General features: G+C 50.9%; 16 protein-coding genes. 6 read left to right on the top strand and 10 right to left on the bottom strand.

Going from position 1 to position 22,278, the window contains the following annotated elements:
- The first annotated feature begins 17 nt into the window (after positions 1 to 17).
- The 3 genes from BV405_RS13920 (at position 18) to BV405_RS13910 (ending at position 8,480) form a co-directional block, all read left to right on the top strand.
- Positions 18 to 929 (top strand): LysR family transcriptional regulator, encoded by a 912-nt coding sequence (locus BV405_RS13920; protein ID WP_086481486.1) that lies wholly within the window; start codon positions 18 to 20, stop codon positions 927 to 929.
- 667 nt (positions 930 to 1,596) lie between these two features.
- Positions 1,597 to 3,678: a putative bifunctional diguanylate cyclase/phosphodiesterase gene (locus BV405_RS13915; protein WP_086481485.1), complete on the top strand. Its 2,082-nt coding sequence runs from the start codon at positions 1,597 to 1,599 to the stop codon at positions 3,676 to 3,678.
- 83 nt (positions 3,679 to 3,761) lie between these two features.
- Positions 3,762 to 8,480, top strand: coding sequence for a CHASE domain-containing protein (locus BV405_RS13910; protein ID WP_176330167.1), 4,719 nt, complete (start codon positions 3,762 to 3,764; stop codon positions 8,478 to 8,480).
- Between the two features lie 66 nt (positions 8,481 to 8,546).
- Here BV405_RS13910 and yghU read toward each other — a convergent pair whose 3' ends face one another.
- Together yghU and BV405_RS13900 are read right to left on the bottom strand one after the other, a co-directional pair.
- Positions 8,547 to 9,419, bottom strand: coding sequence for a glutathione-dependent disulfide-bond oxidoreductase (yghU, locus tag BV405_RS13905; RefSeq protein WP_086481483.1), 873 nt, complete (start codon positions 9,417 to 9,419; stop codon positions 8,547 to 8,549).
- Positions 9,420 to 9,446: 27 nt separating this feature from the next.
- The gene (locus BV405_RS13900) at positions 9,447 to 10,529 is read right to left on the bottom strand and encodes an alkene reductase (RefSeq protein WP_086481482.1); all 1,083 of its coding nucleotides are present in this window, start codon (positions 10,527 to 10,529) and stop codon (positions 9,447 to 9,449) included.
- Between the two features lie 304 nt (positions 10,530 to 10,833).
- Between BV405_RS13900 and BV405_RS13895 the strand changes: the two genes are divergently transcribed.
- The gene (locus tag BV405_RS13895) at positions 10,834 to 11,784 is read left to right on the top strand and encodes an AEC family transporter (protein WP_086481481.1); all 951 of its coding nucleotides are present in this window, start codon (positions 10,834 to 10,836) and stop codon (positions 11,782 to 11,784) included.
- Between the two features lie 92 nt (positions 11,785 to 11,876).
- On the opposite strand, the gene BV405_RS13890 is transcribed toward BV405_RS13895, so the two are convergent.
- The gene (locus BV405_RS13890) at positions 11,877 to 12,182 is read right to left on the bottom strand and encodes an STAS domain-containing protein (protein WP_086481480.1); all 306 of its coding nucleotides are present in this window, start codon (positions 12,180 to 12,182) and stop codon (positions 11,877 to 11,879) included.
- 198 nt (positions 12,183 to 12,380) lie between these two features.
- On the opposite strand from BV405_RS13890, the gene BV405_RS13885 reads away from it, so the two are divergent.
- Complete coding sequence (locus BV405_RS13885; RefSeq protein WP_086481479.1) at positions 12,381 to 13,769, top strand: diguanylate cyclase domain-containing protein; 1,389 nt, start codon at positions 12,381 to 12,383, stop codon at positions 13,767 to 13,769.
- A gap of 141 nt (positions 13,770 to 13,910) precedes the next feature.
- Here BV405_RS13885 and dmpG read toward each other — a convergent pair whose 3' ends face one another.
- Genes dmpG through mhpD form a run of 3 tightly spaced genes read right to left on the bottom strand, consistent with a single transcriptional unit; the run spans position 13,911 to position 16,687 of the window.
- Complete coding sequence (dmpG, locus tag BV405_RS13880; protein ID WP_086481478.1) at positions 13,911 to 14,930, bottom strand: 4-hydroxy-2-oxovalerate aldolase; 1,020 nt, start codon at positions 14,928 to 14,930, stop codon at positions 13,911 to 13,913.
- A 13-nt stretch (positions 14,931 to 14,943) separates the two neighbouring features.
- Entirely contained in the window at positions 14,944 to 15,858 is a 915-nt protein-coding gene (locus BV405_RS13875) for an acetaldehyde dehydrogenase (acetylating) (protein ID WP_086481477.1), read from the bottom strand.
- Positions 15,859 to 15,895: 37 nt separating this feature from the next.
- A complete protein-coding gene (gene mhpD / locus BV405_RS13870) occupies positions 15,896 to 16,687 on the bottom strand; it encodes a 2-keto-4-pentenoate hydratase (protein ID WP_086481476.1) in 792 nt (263 codons plus the stop codon).
- 155 nt (positions 16,688 to 16,842) lie between these two features.
- Between mhpD and BV405_RS13865 the strand changes: the two genes are divergently transcribed.
- Positions 16,843 to 17,631: a DNA-binding transcriptional regulator gene (locus tag BV405_RS13865; protein ID WP_086481475.1), complete on the top strand. Its 789-nt coding sequence runs from the start codon at positions 16,843 to 16,845 to the stop codon at positions 17,629 to 17,631.
- A gap of 153 nt (positions 17,632 to 17,784) precedes the next feature.
- Here the strand turns inward: BV405_RS13865 and BV405_RS13860 are convergent, their stop codons facing one another.
- The 4 genes from BV405_RS13860 to BV405_RS13845 form a co-directional block, all read right to left on the bottom strand.
- Positions 17,785 to 18,645: an alpha/beta fold hydrolase gene (locus BV405_RS13860; protein ID WP_086481474.1), complete on the bottom strand. Its 861-nt coding sequence runs from the start codon at positions 18,643 to 18,645 to the stop codon at positions 17,785 to 17,787.
- A gap of 189 nt (positions 18,646 to 18,834) precedes the next feature.
- Positions 18,835 to 19,419, bottom strand: coding sequence for a flavin reductase family protein (locus BV405_RS13855; protein ID WP_086481473.1), 585 nt, complete (start codon positions 19,417 to 19,419; stop codon positions 18,835 to 18,837).
- Between the two features lie 93 nt (positions 19,420 to 19,512).
- Positions 19,513 to 20,712, bottom strand: a complete 1,200-nt coding sequence (locus tag BV405_RS13850; RefSeq protein WP_086481472.1) for an acyl-CoA dehydrogenase family protein — start codon at positions 20,710 to 20,712, stop codon at positions 19,513 to 19,515.
- A 149-nt stretch (positions 20,713 to 20,861) separates the two neighbouring features.
- The gene (locus BV405_RS13845; RefSeq protein WP_086481471.1) at positions 20,862 to 21,800 is read right to left on the bottom strand and encodes a 3-carboxyethylcatechol 2,3-dioxygenase; all 939 of its coding nucleotides are present in this window, start codon (positions 21,798 to 21,800) and stop codon (positions 20,862 to 20,864) included.
- Positions 21,801 to 22,278 lie beyond the last annotated feature (478 nt).

The raw sequence follows: 22,278 nt of genomic DNA, 5'->3' as shown, positions 1-22,278 counted from the left end.
CTAAGCGGGCAAATGGCGTGCTAAAAGATCTGAACCTGAAACACCTCTATTACTTCTGGGTTATCGCAGAAACCGGCTCCATCGCCCGCGCCAGTGACCAGCTGGATCTTGCTCCTCAGACCTTAAGCGGTCAGCTATCTGCCTTTGAAGCCAAAACCGGTGCGCTTTTCAGCCGTAAAGGCCGGGGGCTGAAGCTGACCCCTCTTGGTGAAAAAGTCAGAGACTACGCCAACAAAATCTTCGCTTTAGCCGGTGAACTGGATCAGGTGTTGCGCAATCCCGATGACAACCAGCCGATCAAGTTCTCTGTGGGTTTTGCCGCTTCCGTGCACAAGATGATCGCCTATCGCCTGATTCAACCGGCACTGAACTGCGGCCAACCATTGCAGCTGAAGGTGGTCAGTGGCGACCTGCCGGATCTGCTGCGCAGCCTGAAACGTCAGACGCTGGATCTGGTGATCAGTGACCAGCCGATTACGCAGGAGATGTCTGCCGGGGTTGGCGACCTTCACCCGAAACACCTACTCAGTTCACACCTGTCGATGTTTGCTGCGCCGAGGCTTGCCTGGAATCTCCGCCGGGGTTTCCCCCACTCACTGGACGGTCATCCGCTGCTGACCAACGACACAGGCACACAATGGTTTTCTGAACTTTCCTTCTGGCTTAAGCAGCAGAATATCGATATGAAGGTGCAGGCAGAAATTAACGACAGTGCCCTGATCAAGATCTTTGCCCGGGAAGGCATGGGAATCTTTACCGCGCCAACGGTTATTGTGGATGAAGTCTGTCGTCAGTATCTGGTGGAAGAAGCTGGTGAAATTCAGTCAGTATCCGTCAGCCATTACGCGGTTACCCGAACTCCGGACCCTATGCATCCGGGTATCAAAGCGGTACTGGCAGCGGCCAAACCAGCGCCTGCGGCTCAATAGCTCCGGTGCTGATTGCCCGAACTTAACCTCTGTTCGACTAACTTTTTGATTTTTTTTAGGAAGAAGTACAAGCAAGCAAACCAAGCTAAGGAGTCCAGATCCGCAAAAATCGCAGGGTTTTATCGCTTCTGCACAACAAACGGGTAAAACCGACCAATCATCGAAAAAAACAGACAATCAAAACGAAAAAACCTGTTTTTCCAGATCATTTATTCCGTCATTCTTACTCCCGTTGCTGAAGCGGAAAGCGCTTTTGCTTTAACAAGCAACTGAACTGATTCGCACTCTGAGGTAACACGGCAAGGCACAGATCCTTCTCGCCCGCCCGCGTTACAACTGGCTCATCTGAGCTGGTTATATGGGGATTTGTGCCTTGCTTTACCTCAGAATGAAGCTGATTCAACCTTCTCCTTTAATATCTGTTTCACCTCCCCATTACCGTCTCAATCTATAATCTGCCTAGTCTATATTCACTCACATCTGACTCTGCCTCAGCTAGCTTTTCCATCGAAAAAGCATCGATCATTTTCCGTTCCAAACAACCTCTGTTACTCAAAAGCATCACAAACCGTACAGTCTTTTCTTGACCCTCAATCTCCATGTTCCATATTTCAGTTATGGGATCTAAAGCCGGGTTACCACTGCGCCCCCGGAACAGAGGCACTGTATGTTCAATAATAATAACGATACGCACCGCATTCTTCTGGTTGACGACGATGCCAGCCAGATCACCCTTCTTAATAAAGCATTAAAAGATTTAGGACATGTTTTCTTTGAGCAGGATGGTCTTGCCGCGCTGAATCAGGCACTCGCAACCCGCCCTGATATCATCCTGCTGGATATCGAGATGCCCGGCCTGAACGGCTATGAAGTGCTGGCTCAGCTAAAATCAAACGATGTGACAGTCGATATTCCGGTCATCTTTATCACCTCTCACGACTCAAAAGAAGATCAGTTGCGCTGTCTCGCCGCGGGCGCAGTGGACTTTATTGTTAAACCCCTGCTGCCTGAAGTCGTTGCCGCCCGGGTGCAGACTCATCTCAGTCTCAGAGACAGAGAACGCCGACTTGAACAGGTATCCCGGCACGCCAGAGTTACACTGGAGAGTATCGGTGATGGCGTCATCACCACAGACCGGGATGGCCGGGTCACTTATATGAACCCTTCTGCTGAACTCATGACCGGCATGCTGTTAAGTGAAGCCTTAGGTCAGGCAATCGAAGAGGTGATGCCTCTCAGAATGGGTGATGATGGGCCGGATCATATCAACCCGGTTCACGTTGCCATGCAGGAAAAACGTGAAGTCGGCATGGCCTTTAACTGCCAGATGCTGAACCAGCGGGGCCACTGGATCGCAGTAGAAGATTCCTCGACCCCTTTAATGTCAGATACCGATGAGGTCATCGGGGCTGTCATTGTCTTTGAAGATATCAATGAATCAAGAGCGATGGCTCTCAAGATGGCTCATACCCTTCAGTACGACCAACTGACAAATCTGCCTAACCGCTTTCTGCTGATGGAACGTATCAATGTCGAGATGGGGCAATGCAAACAGAATAAAAACAAACTCGGTTTGATTCTGATCGATGTCGATCGTTTTAAACTGATCAACGAAGAGTTCGGCTTTGATTACGGTGATGCCCTGCTGAAGAAGATTGCCCAGAAAATCAGTGCCCGACTGGAACAGAACCAAACCCTCAGCCGACACAATGCTGATCAGTTTATGGTGCTGGTTCCTGCGATTGATAGCGTCAATCAACTTGCCCATACCGCAATCAGTATCCGGGAAAATCTGGCTCAGATTGTCAGTCTCTATCCGGAATTACATAACTTCTCCATCAGCATAGGCCTCAGCCTTTACCCTGATGATGCGGATGATCCCCAGTCTCTGGTGATGCATGCAGATGCCGCCCTGTATCGGGCAAAAACCGATATGAGCCAAACGGGTCTCTGTTTCTACTCAAGTGAAGTGGAATCCTTCTTCGTCTCACGAAAAGAGCGCTACTCTCAGTTAAAAAATGCGATCAGTCAGAAAAACTATGAGCTGCACTACCAGCCAATTGTCGATACCAATTCCGGCGAGACTCTCGCAGTGGAAGCCCTGCTGAGAGTCCGGGATGAACAGGGTCGACTGATTCCACCAGTGGACTTCATTAGCCTCGCCGAAGATACCAAGCTGATCATCCCTCTTGGTGAAGGTGTTATCCATCTGGCTCTGGCGCAGCTGAAGCAATGGAATCAGGGTGGGTTTGATCTCAAAATGTGCATTAACATCTCGCCGGTACAATTCCTTGATCCCCACTTTGTGCCCCTGTTGCTGAGCAAACTTGATGAGCATCAGGTCCCAGCTGACAAGATAGAGCTTGAAGTGACCGAAAATATGATGCTGAAAAATATGGAGCAGGTGTGTAGGGATATGCAGCAACTGCGTAATCTGGGCATAACCATCTCAATCGACGACTTTGGCACCGGCTTCTCCAGTCTGAGTTACCTGAAAGAACTGCCCATCGATGTACTCAAAATCGACCGCTCGTTTATCACTCAAATCCGCGGCGAGAAGCCGGATGACACTCTGACACGCACCATCCTTAATCTGGCTAACAATATGCAGCTGGCAGCTATTGCGGAAGGCGTTGAAACCGAGGAGCAGCTTGAACACCTCAAAACTCTCGGAATAAATCAGATGCAGGGCTTTTATATCTCGCATCCCGTTACCGCCAATGAGGTTCAGGCGAGGTACCTGGTGTGAGGCAACGCAGAAGACTGCAACGCCGCATCAAACCCTGGCTTCCTGTTATTTCAGGGCTTTTGCTCACAGCCCTGATAACCTTGTTGGTCAAACAAAAGAACGACTTTGAAATCTCATCCTACGCCCATGACTTATCGCAACAGGCTGAGAATATCATTCAGGACAGGTTTGAGCATTTTGAGTTTGGGCTGCGCGGGGCGCGGGGTTCTATCCTGACAGCGGATCCCAAACGTATCACCCGCCAGCAGTTTGAACGCTATATCCGCTCCCGTGAGCTGGAAAAAGAGTTTCCCGGAGCATTGGGTTTTGGCTACATAGAAAAAGTATCCCCAACAGGGGAAGCCGATTTTCTGTCCCGGACACGATCCGATAACGCTCCTGAGTTTCAGATCCGTACCCTAACCCCCCACAACGGTGATCGCTTCATCGTTAAATATCTTTACCCGCAACAGACCAATAACGAGGCTCTCGGGCTGGATATCGGTTCGGAAAGCCGACGCCGGACAGCCGCGCTGACAGCCGCCAGAGAAAACAGTGTTTTCCTGACAGAACCCATGCAGTTGCTTCAGGGAACAGAAGATAATGGCAAAGGGGTATTAATGCTGCTTCCCGTATTTAACGAGGGGATTGCACCGTTTTCAGCAGATGACAGAGAACAGCAGGTTCTCGGCTGGGCCTTTACCCCATTAAATATCGATCGTGTTCTGCAAGATCTGCCCTTACTACTGGATCAGGCTCATATCACCCTCACTCACCGGTCAAAACCTTCGCCATTTTTTGAAACTCAATCCCTTCAGGAAAACATTCTCGATAGCGCAACAGTCTCTCAGGAGATTCTGGTTGTGGGACAGCATTGGGTAATGACCATCAGTCCCAACAGAGCTTCATTAAACGCAATCCGTTACTGGCCCCTGCACTGGATAGTATTGGCAGGATTATTCCTGACCTTTCTGGTGAATCAGGGCATCAGTCTGCTCAGAGTCGATACAAGCTCCGGCAACCGGGATAAGGCCGTCTTTCACGCCGGTAGCCGTCGGAAATTCTACGAGTACCTGCACACGGTACAGTTTCGGAAAACAGGACAAACCACCTTTGTTATCGCAAGCCTTGTCCTGCTCACCAGTGCTCTGTTTCTCTACCAGCACCACAACGAACTGATTCGCAACGACCTCTCACAAGCCAAACAGTCCACCTTGGAATTACTGAGAAAGGATGCGGAAAAATATCGGGGAGATGCTCTGTTTCTCAGTAAAACGCCTCCGGTTATTGCTCTGAACGCCATCAATGCCCGCAATCTCACTGAGTTTGACAGCTCCAGTATTCAACAATGGAACGCTCGGCTAGCGGATATTTTTAAAGCCTATATGGTCACCAACGCGTCGGTTCATCAGGTTCGCCTGATTGAAGCCGCCCGTAACTGGCGGGAAACGGTTAAAGTTGAGCGTCACAGTAATGATCTGGTGAACATCTCCCCTCCCTTTTTAAGATCAGAGCACAGCAAGCCTTATATCCGTCATGCACTCAACGCTGCAAGAGACCATGAGATTGATGGCCTGAAAGATCATGTCCATGTTTCTGATATCAGCCTCAATCCAGCACAGAGCCAACACACCTCCGCCAGTCCGGTTTGGCACTTCTCAATTCTGATCAACAAACCCGATGGCACTCCTTTTGGCCTGGTCATTATCGATATATCCATTGATGAGCTTTTAAGAACAGCTGTCGATCTGCTTCCCGCCAACACCAATCTTTTTCTGACCAATAAAGATAACCGCCTGGTATTGCATCCAACAAAGCATAAGACCTTTAGTGTTGAGGTTGTACGGGACCAGCATCTCATCCAAGAACTCAACCGGTTAAGTCAGCCTGAGGGGTCAGCACCTCTGATCGCAACCCTGTTTGAAAATGACATACGGGATCAGTGGATCAGCCAAACCCATCTCAATCTGGAAGGAGCCGATCACGAAACCCTGATCAATATTTTCGCATCCAAATCTCGCTTCCCAACGATCTACGAACTGGTCCTGCAGCTAACTCTGGTGCTTTTTCTTGTGCTGTTACTGGCACTGCTCAGCATCTTTATTCATTACTGGACCTGGCTGACCAACGAAATTAAACACCGGGACGAACGGCTCACCCAACTGCAAACCCAAAAAGAGAAGGAGATGCTGCGCTTTAAAATCCTGCTGGACTCCGCTCCGGATGCCACCCTGATTGTGGATAAAGAGGGCATCATCCAGCTGGCTAATGAGCAGGCCATGCGGGTCTTTGGCTACCCCCGGGAAGAACTGGAGGGGCACTGCATTGATAAGCTGATTCCCAGTGGCCTCAGAGCGGCACACAAAGGACATTTCTCAAACTATGTTGCCGCACCTAAAACCCGTCCTATGGGGAAAAACAGCGCCCTGTTTGCCGTGGGTGCCGACGGCGTTGAGTTTCCGGTTGAGATCAGCCTCGGCAGCGTAAAACAGGATGATGAATTCCTGATTTCAGCCTCAGTACGCCAGATTAGCGAACGCCTCGCCATTGAAGAACAACTGAGAGTTGCACTGAGTAAAGCGGAGAGAGCCACAGAAGCGAAAAGCGCCTTTCTGGCGAATACCAGCCACGAGATCCGGACCCCTTTAAATGCAATTCTGGGTTTAACCCGGCTGCTGAAAGATGAAACCCTTTCTGAAGAGCACAAAAAGCTGGTCCACAAGATCGATATTTCCGGCAACTCCCTGTTAGGTATCGTCAATGACGTCCTGGATCTCTCAAAGATCGAGGCCAACGAAATGACTCTGGAAGCCGCCCCTGTAAACCTGCAACAACTACTGGAAGAGATCACCTCGATATTCGCCCTTCAGGCTAAAAACAAGGGCTTAAATTTTATCGTTAACCGGGTCGATCCACTGCCGGAATGGGTGCTTTCTGACAGCACCCGCATCCGGCAAATCCTGACGAACCTGCTGAGTAATGCGGTTAAGTTCACAGAAGAGGGCGAGATCACTCTATCTGTTGCCCCATTGGATTCTGACAATCTGCTACAAGCGTCCACAACATCCATTCGCTTTACAGTCAGCGATACCGGGATTGGTATTCCTCCCACCGCTCAGTCCCGGCTGTTTACCCCCTTTACTCAGGCGGATGACAGCACGACCCGCCAGTTTGGCGGTACAGGACTTGGCTTATCGATTGTGCGCAAACTGACCGATCTGATGTCAGGCCATATCGGCTTTAACAGCAAGCCTTCCGGTGGCAGTTCCTTCTGGGTGGAGCTACCTCTGCCCGCCTATCTGCAGGATGAGGATCAATCCAGACAGTTCAGTAATTCCGGACTGCAGGTCTTGATTGCCGAGTCCTCTGAATCCGGCGGAGCCGCTCTTGAAACTGTCGTGAAATCCATGGGCTGGCAGTTGCGGCGTATGTTGGATGAGAGCGAGCTGACCGAAGCTCTGTCAGCCAGCACGGATGGCGATCGCAGATTACCGGATATTCTTCTGATCAACTGGCAGCTGCTGTCGGAAAAGGGGTGGCAGACTGTTCGGAATCTGGCCAACCACGCATACAAAGCTCAGTTCCCGCCGATCATCCTGATTTCGGCAACGGAGAACCCTGCCTTGCCGGACTGGTGTCAGGATCCTCTGATCCACAACCAGCTGACAATGCCGCTCACCTCGTCGGCACTTTTTAACGCGGTAAACTCAGCCGTGACAGCCCAAACCGGTGATCCGGCAAGGGTGATGACGGCAACTCAGTCTGACGCGATTAAAGCCCGCTGGCTGCCCGACACCCGGATTCTTGCGGTCGACGACAGTACGATCAATCTAGAGGTTGTCGAACACATTCTGAAAAAAAATGGAGCCAGCGTAGTCGCCCTCGCCAGTGGCTATGATGCCTTAGAGTTGCTACAGGAAAACCCGGATATGTTTGATGCCGTTCTTATGGATGTGCAGATGCCGGATATTGACGGTTTGGAAACCACGCAGAAAATCAGGAATGAGCTGCATCTGACAGAGCTGCCCATCATCGCACTCACCGCAGGTGCGCTTTCAGAAGAGAAAAAAAGGGCACTGGATGCCGGTATGGATGACTTTATAACCAAACCTATTGTGCCTGCTCTGCTAATTAATGCGCTTCGGGTGGCTATCCGAGACTATCGGAGCCGGGATCTGCCGATCCAGAACCTGCATCAAAGCGATAACGGGCTCACTGACTGGCCAGTGCTTGAAGGCTTAAATGCCGAAAGCTCAAAACAGCTACTGATGGGAGACAAGGGGCTGTTCTACAAAACCCTTCGCCGATTACTGCAGGAGAACAGCAATCTGCTTGATACCCCGCCGACAGAGAACGACCTGAAAAAGAGCCCTGAACTGCGTCAACAGTTTGCTATGCAGATGCATAAACTGCGCAGTACCGCCGGTATGCTGGGAGCAACCAATATTCAGCAAGCCGCATCCCAGTGCGAATACCTCTTAAAGTCTGGCAAGAAATCGGTGCGCCATCTGATTACCTCTATCGCTCAGGATCTGAAAGTGATTCAGCTCTCCGCCACTCCCGCGCTGGAAGCATGGAGCCAGTCACAATCCCGTAGCCGTGATACAGGAGCTGAAGCGGCCGTACCAAAGGATCAGTTAGAGCAAATTATGCACTTGCTCAGCACCAAAGATCTGGAGGCTTTGGATGTTATCGAAAGCCATACCGCAGCACTGAGAACGATGCTGGGAGAAGACGAGTTTGAGGCTCTTCAACAGAAACTGGAAGCCCTGAACTTTGCAGAAGTACTGTCGGTTTTTAAACAGTTACCGGCCGCCCACTAACTAATCCAACCCCAAAACAAACAAAAACAGCGACGGCAGGCCGTCGCTGTCATATCACACGAAGGCCTATGCCAGTTGGTCAAAGTCCGAAGCGCTGTGACGTTCCCGCAACTGCTCGTAGGTTTCACCCCAAGTACGGTTAACAATACGGCCACGCTGAACCGCCGGGCGCAGGTCGATCGCTTTCGCCCAACGCATCACATTGGCATAGCTCTCTGCTTCGATAAACTCAGCGGCATCATACAAGCGTCCCAACACCAAAGCGCCATACCACGGCCAGACCAGCATATCAGCGATGGAATACTCTTCACCGGCCAGATAAGGGTTATCCGCCAGCTGCTTATCCAGAACATCCAGCTGACGCTTGATCTCCATGGTAAAGCGGTTGATCGGGTACTCAAACTTCTCCGGTGCGTAGGCGTAGAAATGGCCAAAACCACCACCCAGAATCGGCGCAGCGCCCATCTGCCAGAACACCCAGTTCATGCACTCGGTTTTCGCCACAGGATCTTTCGGGATAAAGGCACCGAACTTCTCTGCCAGATAGAGCAGGATGGAACCGGACTCAAACACCCGCTGCGGTGGATTCACGCTGTGATCCATCATCGCCGGAATTTTAGAGTTCGGGTTAACGGCAACAAAACCGGAACTGAACTGATCTCCTTCCATAATATCGATCAGCCAGGCATCATATTCGGCTTCCTTGAATCCCAGAGCCAGGAGCTCCTCCAGCATCACGGTGACTTTGACACCATTCGGAGTCGCCAGAGAATAAACCTGCAGCGGATGTTCACCTACCGGCAGCTCTTTCTCATGGGTCGAACCGGAAACAGGGCGGTTGATATTGGCAAACTTCCCGCCATTACCCGCTTCCCATTTCCAGACCTTCGGCGGTGTATAGGCCGGGTTGTCAGAAAGGTTGTTTGTGCTATCAGTCATGTGGTTCTCCTTCTGTGAACCCGCGCCTTATGCCGGCGCCAGCTCTTCAAGAAACGGGTAGTCGTTATAACCTTCACGATCCTGAGTGTAGAAGGTTTTTGGGTCAGCCTGATTCAGCTCAGCACCTTCTTTAATACGGCGCGGCAGATCCGGGTTGGCGATAAAAGGCACACCAAAAGCGACAGCATCAGCAATACCTTCAGCAACAACCTGCTGCGCTTCCTGCGGGCTGTAACCCATATTCACGATCAGCTTGCCGTTGTAGTTTTCACGGGTTGGCGTGATCACATCCAGCGGTTCGGTGCCCATAAAATCTGCACGCATCAGGTGCAGGTACGCCAGATCGTAGTCATTCAGCTTACGGGATATCCAGGTCATCAGGCCAACCGGGTCACTATCACTCATGCTGTTAAAGGTGTTCAGTGGCGACAGGCGTACACCAACACGGTCAGAACCCCATACCTTGCTCACCGCTTCGATCACTTCCAGCAGCAGACGGGCACGGTTTTCAAGGGAACCACCATACGGGCCTTCACGGTGGTTGGCACCATCACGCAGGAATTCATCCAGCAGGTAACCGTTAGCGCCGTGAACTTCAACACCATCAAAACCCGCACGCTTGGCGTTTTCTGCAGCTGTTGCAAAGCCTGCAATAATGGCCGGAATTTCAGCATCGTCCAGAGCGCGAGGTTCAGTGTAGTTCTGTTTACCTTCCGGAGTATGCACATCCGCATTGGTAATCGCGATTGCGCTAGGTGCAACCGGCTGCTTGCCGTCATTCAGCGCCGGGTGACAGGCACGGCCACCGTGCCAGATCTGCAGGAAGATCTTGCCGCCTTTGGCATGTACAGCGTCAGTTACTTTCTTCCAGCCCTCAACCTGTGCATCAGAATAGATGCCCGGCTCACGCCAGAAAGCGGAGTTACCCTCCATCGCCATAGTCGCTTCTGCGATCAGCAGACCACCGGAAGCGCGCTGGGCATAGTGCTCCGCAATCAGGTCGGTCGGCACGTGGTTTTCATCAGCACGGCAGCGGGTCAGAGGTGCCATCAGTACACGGTTTTCGATTTCAACTGCACCGAGTTTCAGCGGTGAAAAAAGATCAGTCATGGTGATTCCTAAAAGTTGATTCATTTGATCAGATATTCTTCAGATGGATACGAATAGTGAGATTTAAAGATCATCCGGAAGAAAGATTGCCCAGCAAAATTAATCATCACTGGATGAAAGAACTACCAATCCCCTCTAAAGCCTGATGCCAACGCCCTCTTTAAATTTAAACAATGCGTTGCAAAAAACGCAGAACACCTTTGCAGTTTTTGAGCTGGTTTTCTCTGACTATTTCACTCAGGATAAACTGACGCTCTGAAATAAGAGCCACAACGATAAGAACCCAATAACAAGACGACCTTTTATGACCATTCTGCTGAATATCGTTTTTCCTATCTTCGCCATTATTCTGGCGGGCTATCTGTGCGGACGCTTTAAACTTCTTGGTGACGGTTCCAGCGAGGGACTCAACAAATTTGTCTACTGGGTTGCCCTGCCGGCCCTGCTGTTCAGGGCGATGTCCAATGTGGAGCTGGAGCAGGTTTTTGATGCGGATTTTCTTGGGGCTTATGTCGGCGCTCAGGCATTGACCATGCTTGGGGCGATGCTGCTGGGCATGCTGCTATTCCGCAATACGCTGGCTGAGGCTGGTATCAATGGTATGAATGCCATCTACGGGAATACCGGATTTTTAGGCATTCCATTAGCGCTGGCAGCTTTTGGCGAAGCGGCAACCGTGCCCATCATTATCACTGTAGTGGTGAACTCTGCTGTCGTGGTTGCAGCAGCGACTCTGGTGGTGGAGTTTTCTCTACAGAAGGGCAGTGCATCTCACGGTAAGGTGGTCTGGGGGGTATGTAAGGCACTGCTGAAAAACCCCATGATTATCGCACCGGTTCTGGGGATATTGTGGGCGATGCAACCGGCTGAGCTACCCGCTTCGATTGATAAATTTTGTGAGCTTCTGGGTTCTGCCGCAGGCCCCTGTGCGCTGTTTGCGATCGGCTTGTTTCTGGTAGGTAAACCGGTTTCATCCGGCTTTAAAGAAGTGAGTGTGATGACCACCATCAAGCTGCTGGTACAGCCACTACTGACCTGGTGGCTGGCGATGGCGGTGTTTGATCTGTCACCACTGTGGACGGCCATTGCTGTACTCATGGCAGCAACACCAACCGGTGCCGGTAGCTTTGTTCTGGCGTTGCAGTACCAGCTGCATGTGCAGCGCACCTCGACCATTATCCTGCTCAGCACCGTGATCTCTGTTGCGACCATCTTCCTGTTACTGCAGCACTATCAGGCGCTATTGATCGGCTAGATACTCTGCCTGCTATGCAGACTGAATCCATAACCGATAAAAAAGCCCTCACTGGTATAAAACCGGTGAGGGCTTTTTCACATGAAAAGGGCTTACTTTTTCATCTCAAAGATCTTCTGGAAGTTAGCCGTTGCCAGAATATCGTTCACAAAAGTATTACGGCTTTCGATCACGATCTTGGTGCGGGTAGCATCTGCTTTGTCTTTAAACTGCAGCAACATTCCCAAAGCGGAACTGTCCAGATATTCAACACCATTCAGATCAAGCACGATCAGCTTTACTTTGTTTTCCAACAGCTTCTGATAGGACTCTCGGAAATCTTTGTGGGCACTGAAATCAAAACGGCCGGTAAAGGTCAGTTTCGATTGCTGATCCCGGGTAAACTCTTTAATTACCATACTGCTGGACACCTTGATTACGTTAAGTTTTTTACTAATACATCTGGGTATAACAGATATTTTCGGCAACAGGAACCCAAACCTCAATGAATCAGCCATACTGAGAAGAAATGCGCCACCTACTCCACAAAAAACCGATACGGACAATGAAGAAACATTCTCTTTACTTGTTTGTAAAACTGGCACGATAATAACCTAATGTTTATGTCAGGTTTTATCTACCAGAGACACTTTATCATTCTGGCCTCAATTCTGTATTGGGGCTGCGGACTCTTTTTGCTGCAAAGTTTTGCTCAGAACCGAAGCGAGTTTCTGGCCTCGGAACAGGAACAGGAGATCCGTCGGGAGATAGCACTGGTACGCTCTAACATTGAAGCCAGAATCTTTGAGAACATCTATAAAGCTGACAGCCTCGCCTCCATCCTGACCATCGACCCGGCCTTTGGCCTTGAACGCTGGGATGAACTGGCAGGCAAGCTGGTGCAAAGTTCACCCTATGTCCGTAACGTGGGGGCTGCCCCAAACAATATCATCCGCTATGTTTATCCCCTTCAGGGTAATGAAAAGGCTCTGGGCTTTGATTTCCGATCCAATCCCAAACAATACGCATCGGTTCTGAAAGCTCAGGAGCTGGGTAGTGTATATCTGGATGGGCCTTTAGAACTGGTTCAAGGTGGTCAGGCAATCATTGCTCGTTTTCCGATCTTCAGTGATTTTCCCCTGAAAAATGACTACTGGGGCAGTGTCAGTATCGTCCTGGATTACGGTCAGCTACTGCAAGACACAGGGATACACCAGCTTGAAAATGTCAGCATCGCCATGCACCGACGCTACTCTTACACAGAAGCCCCAATCACCTTCTATGGTCAGGCCACAGTGTTTGATAAGCCGGATATCGTGCTGCCGATTTTGCTGCCCAACACGCAATGGGCAATGGCCGGTCGTTTTGAACTCAAAGCTCCGGATATGAGCCTCATCTATGCCCTTGGCTTTGCCGGAATCGCCCTCTTCTATACATCATTGCTGATGCTGTTGAGGGCCTACCGTATCTCCCATAATGCAGCGCTGCAGGATGAACTGACCCATCTGCCCAATCGGCGCTACATGATGTCGTATCTTGAAAAAGCGACCTCTGAAAGCCCTAAGTCTGACTTTGCTCTGCTCAACATCGACCTGAATGACTTTAAAAAGGTGAATGATGAGTTCGGCCACGATGTCGGGGATCAGTTGCTGATTCATATCGCCCAATATCTGAAGCAGGCGATCACTGAGCGGGATGTAGTAGCACGTATCGGCGGCGATGAGTTTTTAGTGGTTCTGACCGATATCAGTAATAGCGCCAGAACAGCGGACAGAATCGAGAAGATCAAGGCTCACCTGAGTCATCACCCGTTCTGTTTTAACCATCAGCTAGGGCAATCTCAGCAAGAACGTTTAATTACGCCATCACTGAGTATCGGCTTTGCTCTGTTTGATCCCCGCGAGCCGGTGAGCATCGAAGAACTGCTGAATATTGCAGATCAGCATATGTATCAGCGAAAGCAGGCTGAGAAAACTGTCAGTAGCAAAACACCTGAAGAAGAATAAAAAAAGCAGAAGTACAAAAGTACTTCTGCTAAAGGCACAAGTTTCTGTTAATGGGAACAGAGATCAGCCTTAAGATGCGAGCAACATCTTCACAATGACACTTTCTAAACTCTCTTTGATCACTTTGAGAGCAATGAGGGCTTAGATGGCTTTTGCCATCGTCAGCGCCAGATCTTCAATCATATCTTCCTGACCACCAACAGTGCCGCGTTTACCTAACTCCACCAGAATGTCACGAGCACTCACGCCGTATTTCTTTTCAGCACGCTGAGCGAATAGCAGGAATGAGGAGTAAACACCAGCATAACCCAGTGTCAGTGCGTCACGGTCTACACGGATTGGCTGGTCCATCATCGGCGTGATCAGGTCCTCAGCCACATCCATAATCTTGTACAGATCAATACCGGTTTCGCAGCCCATGCGGTTCAGTACTGCACACAATACTTCCAACGGTGTGTTACCGGCACCGGCACCTAATCCCGCCACAGAGCCGTCGATACAGGCACAACCTGCTTCGATCGCAGCCAGTGAGTTGGCCACGCCCATCGCCATGTTGTGGTGGCCGTGAAAACCGATCTCGATACCGCTGTCCAGTTCGTTGCGCAGTGCGGTAATTTTTTCCGTCACTTCATCAGGCAGCATGTAACCGGCAGAATCAGTACAGTAGATGCAGTTGGCACCATAGCTGACCATAAGTTTGGCCTGCTCAACAATTTTCTCAGCAGACGCCATGTGCGCCATCATCAGGAAGCCCACGGTGTCCATGTTGAGTTCACGGGCGAAAGTAATGTGCTGCTGTGAAACATCCGCTTCGGTACAGTGGGTCGCCACACGGATGGTGCTAACGCCCAGATCCTTGGCCATTTTCAGGTGATCGACGGTGCCGATACCCGGTAGTAGAAGTGCAGAAACTTTCGCCTGTTTCATCTTGGGAATCACAGCACTCAGATATTCTTCGTCCGTGTGAGCAGGGAAGCCGTAGTTTACCGATGCACCTCCCAAGCCATCTCCGTGAGTGACTTCGATCAGCGGCATACCGGCTTCGTCCATGGCACAGGCGACTTTCACCATCTCATCAACGCTAATCTGGTGACGCTTGGCATGCATGCCATCGCGCAGGGACATGTCATGAAGCTTTACGCTTTTACCTTGCAAGTTCATATCAATACTCCCCTTATTCGCCGCGTGCTGGCAGTGAGATGGTTCCATTCGCCACTTCTTCGGCGAACATTTCAGCGGTGCGCAGACCGGCTGCGGTCATAATGTCGAGGTTACCGGCGTATTTCGGCAGGAAGTCGCCCAGACCTTCCACTTCCATAAACATGGAGACGCGGTTGCCATCGAACACCGGGCCATTCACAAGACGGTAACCTGGTACGTATTTCTGCACCTCAGCGACCATCTGGTGTACGGATTCGGTGATAGCATCACGATTTGGTTCTTCAGCTGTCAGGCAGTGAACGGTGTCGCGCATGATCAGCGGTGGTTCAGCGGGGTTGATGATGATGATGGCCTTGCCCTGTTTGGCACCGCCGACTTTTTCTACCGCACCAGCTGTGGTACGGGTGAATTCATCAATGTTCTGACGGGTGCCCGGGCCAACGGATTTGGACGACACTGTGGCGATGATTTCGCCGTAATCTACTGACTGAACACGGGAAACCGCCGCCACCATCGGAATGGTCGCCTGGCCACCACAGGTCACCATGTTGACGTTCATTTCGAGGTTTTTGGCGTGGGCCTCCAGATTCACTGGCGGCACGCAATAAGGGCCAATCGCCGCAGGCGTCAGGTCGACCATGATCACACCCAGCTCGTTAAGCTTACGGGAGTTTTCGGCATGTACATAAGCCGAGGTCGCATCAAAGGTCACACGGATATCGTCAGCAATCACATGCTCGAGAATACCGTCAACACCTGTGGCGCAGGTTTTGATGCCCATCTGTTCAGCACGTTTCAGGCCTTCAGATTCAGGATCAATACCCACCATCCATACTGGCTCAATCCATTCGGAGCGCTTCATTTTCATCAGCAAATCGGTGCCGATGTTACCGGGGCCGATAATGACCGCCTTGAGTTTATTGCTCATCTGTTTCTACCTTTTGCAGCAGTGATTGAGTAGGCCATCAGGAAGCGGAGAACTGCACCGAAACCTGTCCGACACCTGAAATAGAAGCCTCAAAACGGTCGCCCGGCTCGACATTCACCATAGGGCCAAGTGCACCGGTCAGAATCAGCTCCCCGGCTTTCAGCGGCGATCCGTGCCGGGCCATAATCCGCGCCAGCCAGACTGCGGCATTCACCGGATGCCCCAGACACTTGTCACCACTACCACTGGAAACCAGCTCACCATTGCGGGTCATTTCCATGGTCACTGCCCGCATATCCAATCCCTGCACCGGTCGCGCCGGGCCACCGATCACATAGGCAGAACTTGAAGCGTTATCCGCTACCGTATCCACAAACTGGATATCCCACCCCGCAATACGGCTGCCCACAATCTCCAGAGCAGGAACCACAAAGTCGATAGCTGCCAGCACTTCATCAAAGGTGGTATCCGGATGCGACAGGTCTTTTTTCAGGACAAAACCCAGCTCAGCTTCAATTTTCGGCTGTTGCAGTCGTGAGTAAGGAACAGTCTCATTGTCACCAAAACACATATCGGCAAAGAGAACACCGTAGTCCGGCTGATCCACACCCAGCTGCTGCTGAACGGCAGGATTGGTCAGGCCGATTTTTTTACCCACCAGACGGCGGCCCTTGTCGAGATAAAAGTCCGTATTGATCCTCTGGATCTGATATGCACTTTCAATATCCAGCGGATTTAATTGATGTCGGATCGGAGCAATCGGGCCCGAGCCAGACTCAGCATTACGTATCATCTCTGCAAGCTGATACAGGGATTCATCATTAGCCATATTTTTATATCTTTATTATTAGGTGAATAGTGATGCCAGCGCTTTATTGCAGCGTTTACTGGTTTTTCACAGCGTTATATGAGTATAAAATTGGTCAAATAATCACCTCAACGCTTAACGCCCCGCAAGTGCACCAAGTGCACGGAGTTAGAGTTATGCCTCAAGATCAAAAATCAGAAACCGAGTACAAAACCGTTCGCGGACTTGTTCGAGGGCTGTCACTGCTCAATCTGATGAACCGTTCGGATGGTGGAGCCCGCATCCGGGAGCTGGCAGAACAGAGCGGTATCCACCGAACCACCGTGAAGCGCCTGCTTGAGACCCTGATCGAAGCGGGTTATGTGCGCCAGAGTTTTTCGGATGACAGTTACCAGCTGACACTCAAGGTTCGTGAACTAAGTGAAGGTTTCCGTGATGAGCAATGGATTTCACAGCTGGCCGCACCTCTGCTCGGGGAGCTGATGCAAGCGGTGGTCTGGCCAACGGACATCTGTACCTTTGATGTGGATGCGATGGTCGTCCGGGAAACTACCCACAAGTTCAGCCGCCTCTCGTTCCATCGCAATATGGTAGGACGCCGACTGCCGATGCTGCGTTCTGCTACGGGCCGGGCCTATCTGGCCTTTTGTCCTGAGAATGAACGCCAGAGCATTCTGACACTGCTGCAAAGCCGGGATGATGAGCAAGGAGAGCTGGCCAGAGACAGAAACTACGTGCACTCTGTGCTCAGCAGAACTCGACATAGAGGATATGGCTACAACTACGGCGACTGGGGTGAAGAAGGTAAAATTGCAGCAATCGCCTTACCAATTAAAAGCAAGGGCCGTGTCTTAGGTTGCCTTAATCTGATTTATATTAAGCAGGCGATGACAATTGAAGAGGCCGAAAAGAAATATCTGCAAAAAATGATCGAAACTGTTACTGCGATTGAATCAAAGGTTTAACTAAAAAAGTATTAAACCCTGAATACAACTCGCCCTGTATATAACTAATCTTGTATGCATTCTGATAAAGCATACAACGAATGAAGCAGCGTAACCGCTGCTTCATTCGTTTTTACATGCATCCGCTCCGGCAGCCATACTGCCGCACTCAGATCAGTGCGCCAGAAAATCCAATGTCATGCGATTGAAGGTATCCGCATGCTCCCACTGCACCCAGTGACCGCATTGATTAAAGATATGCAGCTGAGCGTTAGGAATACCGCGAATAAGTCGCAGGCCGATATCCATTGGCACAAAGCGGTCATCCCGTCCCCAGACCACCAGCGTTTCAGCCTGAATCTCATGCAGCCGATGGCCAAAATCCGGGAACTGTTTCGGGTTCAGCTCTGCACTTTTGACAAAATTTTCCAGATGCTCACGGTTACGCAGCATATTATCCAGACGGGCCTGAAACAGCTCTTCGGTCAGGTGGCTGGTGTCAAAAACAAAGATCTGCATCATCGCCTTCAGGTTCTCAATCGTTGGCTCACGATAGAGCTTCTGGATCAGCTTAATCCCTTCCGTCGGCATAGGCACAAACTGACTTGGGCCACCGGTGCCGCCCCCCATCAGTACCAGCTTGCCTACCCGCTCCGGATAGCGCAGAGCAAAGGCGACCACCGAATGGCCGCCCATGGAGTTCCCCACCAGATGTGCTTTGGCAATATCCAGCTTATCCATAAAGGCCAGCAAAGCACTGGCATTCAGATCAGAACGGGAACCCGAGCACACAACCGGTGAGCTCTTACTCCAGCCGGGACTGTCCAGCAGCAATACCCGATAACCCGCATCAACAAAGGGAGTGATGTTACGATTGAAGTTGGCCCAACCACTGGCCCCCGGTCCTGAACCGTGCATCATGATCAGGGTCTGACTGCCCTCACCTATAGCGTTGTAGTGCAGATCCATGCCGGTGCCATCAACATCCACATGGATCATGTGTGACGTATTCTCCGCCGTATATTGGGTAGACATAAAACGACTCCAAAGGATTCGGGGCACGCCGATAACCTGAACCGCGCCCCGAAAAACTGAAAACAAACATCTGAAAATCGGGCTGCACCTGAGCAATGCACAGCCACCGAAAAAGGCACTGTCAGTGAAAAAAACATAGCCATCGGAAAAACAAAGCCCCGCCACAACGGCAGGGCCTCATGCTAAACCTTACTGAGGGACGCTGCGGAAGCCGCCATTCAGATAGATCAGAGCTTCGCCATCATTGCGCTCACAGGTGGACATCACTTCGCACAGGAAGGCGTGATGGGTACTCTCGTCAAATACCTTCACCACCCGGCAATCAAAATTAGCCAGAGAGCCATCCAGCGTTGGCGCACCGGTAACCAGCTCACGCCACTGGCCGTATTCAAAGCGGGCTTCACCCTGTACGTCTTTCACCATACCGGCAAAAGCTTTAGCGACCTCTTCCTGATCGCTGGCCAGTACGTTTACGCACAAGGCGCCGCTGCTCAGAATAATGTCGCTGGCCTGAACATTTTTGTTCACAAAAACCACCAGACGGGGTGGTTCAGCGGTTACAGAACAAACGGCTGTAGCCGTCAGACCTGCTTTCTGGCCTTCATGGGCGGCACTGATAATGGTGACGCCAACAGCAAAATGACGCATGCCGTATTTATGGTCGTCGGAGCTTACCGTGGGCATCGCAGCCAGTCGCTCATTCGGCTGCCAGTCCAGCAACTGATTGATGCTGCCGTTTGGCAGGTTATTTGGGTCGAGTGTTTTTGTATTCATGGGGTATTGCTCTGCAGTGAAGGGAACAGTGCGCTTCAGCGCGCTGTTCCCTTGGGCTTAACGGAGTCAGGGACTTAACGGCGAACCAACCGATCAGGACGTCTTGGCACCGAACGGGTTTGGCTGAGGCAATTCGCAACCCAACAGATGGCCACCCAGCAACTCACCGATGTTGTCCTGGTTCTGAGTAATGTGGTTTGCACCAACAAGAAGGTCACGCAGCTGACGCTGCATCGGGCTGTCCATCCAGATTCCCCGGGTCGAGGTTTTCTTGAAAATCATGTGGGCCGCTTCGAAACAGTCACCACCGGTAAACTGGTTGGTCGCGAAGTGACGCACACGAACATCCAGAGGCACCAGCTGACCTGCAGAGGCATAGCTCCAGGCTTCATCCACGTTATTCAACAAACGGGCTTCCGCTGCGATAATTTTCGCCATCGCTTCACCCAGCTTGCCTTTGATAAAAGGATCTTTTACCGCAGAACCCACTGCCTGATTGATATTCTGACGGGGAATCATGTGCTCAATGTAAAGGTCGGCCATACCCCGGGCCATACCCACCAGCACGGAGGAGACGGCTGCGTAGAAGACAAAGAAGAAGGGGACTTTGTAGAGGTTATTAACGTCTGCATGTGACTCATCCCCATAAGCACCAATTTCGTGGCTGCGGTAGGCCGGAACAAAAACATCTCTGATAACCAGTTTTTTACTGCCGGTGCCTGCCAAACCTACAACAAACCAGTCATCAACAATCTCGGCAATCTGGTCACGCTGTAACCAGAAGGAGCGGAATACCGTAGTGCCGTTCTCCTGAACACGACCGCCGACAAAAGCACCACCTTCAGCATGATCACAGCCGCTGGAGGTCAACCACTCACCGTTCAGACGATAGCCGCCATCAACCGCTTCTACCGTTCCAAAAGGAGCATAAGAGGAGGACACCAGTTTGCTGTTGTCTTCACCCCAGAGTTCATCACCCACTTCTGCAGGCAGCAGGCCCACTTCAAACGGGTGAACCCCCAGCACCATAACGTTCCAGGCACTGGAAGGACAGCCGCGTGCCAGTTCGATCAGAACACGGTTCAGAACGTTCGGGTTCATTTCATATCCGCCCCAACGCTTTGGCTGCAGAATTTTAAAGAAACCGGCTTCCTGAAACTCTTTGATGGTTTGTGTGGAAACCATACGCGCTTTTTCGCAGGCTTCTGCACGCTCACGCAGAGTCGGGATCATGTCACGGGCGCGTTGTACAATTTCTTCTTCTGACGGAATGACCTGAGCATAAGAATTCATAATCTTCTCCGGAATTATCATTGTTAAGTTGGAGCTGTCTGACAGCGGCCGCTTTCCGCTCGCTGTCTTTCTCTGAAAACGGTATGGGTCTTAAAACGGGATAGGTCTGATCACGACGCTGTTCCCTAGGGTGCAGGCAAAACCCGGAATCAGGCGCTTCTGGCGCTGACCACCCCATAACCGGCAATCCATTCATTGATTGCGCGGTAATAGTCTTTACGGGCATCGAAAGTCCCCATCTGCCCCATGGCGGCAAAGGCCGCAACCCAGGTGCGTACTTCGTGAGCCGATCGACCGGCCTGACGGGAAATATCTTCGATGGTGTAGTCATCCACCTCTGCCACGCGGCCTGAGATCAGGGTGTCAATAAATGCCAGATCCCAATGCTCATTCAGAGGTGTCTGCGTGCAGTTTTCACGGCCATACACCTTGGCTGTTTCTATGGTGCGCTGTTGACGCAACTGGCGGGCTTCCGGGGTCGGGTTACGACCTGCGATCAGAAATTCGCGCACCTCTTCCGGGGATTCATTCAGCAGCGGAACCGGCGGCTCATGGGATAAACCGCCGGTGCCAAGAATCAGCACACGTTTATTCAGTTTTGCTGCGAACTCACCCACCGCCTCCCCCAGTTTGCGGATACGGCGGTACGGGCAAAATGGCGGTGCAACGGAGTTAATAATGATAGGGACAACCGGATATCGGGTCAGAGTGCCCGTCATCTCTTCCAGTGTTTGTGTGCAGCCATGATCCACCTGTAAACGATGAGAAATGGCAATATCCACATCATTGTTCAGAATGTGTTTGGCCAGCGCATTCGCCGTATCCACATCCACGGACAGCTTGCCCGGCAGACTGGTGTAATCCGCCACGGAATCGGCATCTGTTGCGATCACAAAGGGCGGCATCAGGTCATAAAAGAGACCGTTGTAGTGATCCGGGGCAAACAGGATGATGAGTTCAGGATCAAAGGCCTCAACCTCTGCACGGGCATCCGCCAGAACCGTATTCACCTCGTCCACAATAGACTGCGAAGGATCGTTCAGTCCCCTGAGCGGAGTATGAGACAAACACTTTAATAGAGTGCTCATAAGCACATCCTCATATCATTATTGTTAGAATTGCTTATAAAAAAATCAGCAGATGCATTAATAAAAATGACCTCTTGTATTTTCAAATACAGTAATTGCTGATTCATTTTGAACGCATACTAGGCACGAGAGAGATAGTGCTCAAGACAAAGAAAACAGAGGGTGCACCTAGTGCACGAGCAAAAATCAGACAGATAAAGCTACTGATATTGAACAAATACTCAATCCAACCCATCAAGCCAACAAATAGTGCACTATGTGCACATAGAGCCGATTTTTCATTGGTTATCAGTTAGCCATGAGATAGCCTCAGACTGCCCTAATAAAGCCCATGAATTTATTCAATAAATGGGAAATAAAAACGGATAAAAACCCTGAAACTTATAAGAAGGCTATTGCTATGTGCTTAAAGAAAATAACAACAAAACTTCTGTTTGGATCCGGTTTAATCGCAGCACTGTATTCACCTGTATCACTG

Origin of the sequence: Oceanospirillum sanctuarii (genome assembly GCF_002150805.1) — a bacterium.
Taxonomy (GTDB): Bacteria; Pseudomonadota; Gammaproteobacteria; order Pseudomonadales; family Halomonadaceae; genus Oceanospirillum; species Oceanospirillum sanctuarii.
The sequence above is the reverse complement of the archived record's forward strand: the minus strand, read 5'-3'. Positions and strand labels throughout refer to the sequence as shown.

Coding starts and splice junctions, on each gene's coding strand:
- BV405_RS13885 (WP_086481479.1), top strand. CDS start 12,381: ATGTTTATGTCAGGTTTTATCTACCAGAGACACTTTATCATTCTGGCC.
- BV405_RS13860 (WP_086481474.1), bottom strand. CDS start 18,645: ATGTCTACCCAATATACGGCGGAGAATACGTCACACATGATCCATGTG.
- BV405_RS13850 (WP_086481472.1), bottom strand. CDS start 20,712: ATGAATTCTTATGCTCAGGTCATTCCGTCAGAAGAAGAAATTGTACAA.
- dmpG (WP_086481478.1), bottom strand. CDS start 14,930: ATGAACTTGCAAGGTAAAAGCGTAAAGCTTCATGACATGTCCCTGCGC.
- BV405_RS13890 (WP_086481480.1), bottom strand. CDS start 12,182: ATGGTAATTAAAGAGTTTACCCGGGATCAGCAATCGAAACTGACCTTT.
- BV405_RS13895 (WP_086481481.1), top strand. CDS start 10,834: ATGACCATTCTGCTGAATATCGTTTTTCCTATCTTCGCCATTATTCTG.
- mhpD (WP_086481476.1), bottom strand. CDS start 16,687: ATGGCTAATGATGAATCCCTGTATCAGCTTGCAGAGATGATACGTAAT.
- yghU (WP_086481483.1), bottom strand. CDS start 9,419: ATGACTGATAGCACAAACAACCTTTCTGACAACCCGGCCTATACACCG.
- BV405_RS13855 (WP_086481473.1), bottom strand. CDS start 19,419: ATGAATACAAAAACACTCGACCCAAATAACCTGCCAAACGGCAGCATC.
- BV405_RS13915 (WP_086481485.1), top strand. CDS start 1,597: ATGTTCAATAATAATAACGATACGCACCGCATTCTTCTGGTTGACGAC.
- BV405_RS13845 (WP_086481471.1), bottom strand. CDS start 21,800: ATGAGCACTCTATTAAAGTGTTTGTCTCATACTCCGCTCAGGGGACTG.
- BV405_RS13875 (WP_086481477.1), bottom strand. CDS start 15,858: ATGAGCAATAAACTCAAGGCGGTCATTATCGGCCCCGGTAACATCGGC.
- BV405_RS13900 (WP_086481482.1), bottom strand. CDS start 10,529: ATGACTGATCTTTTTTCACCGCTGAAACTCGGTGCAGTTGAAATCGAA.
- BV405_RS13865 (WP_086481475.1), top strand. CDS start 16,843: ATGCCTCAAGATCAAAAATCAGAAACCGAGTACAAAACCGTTCGCGGA.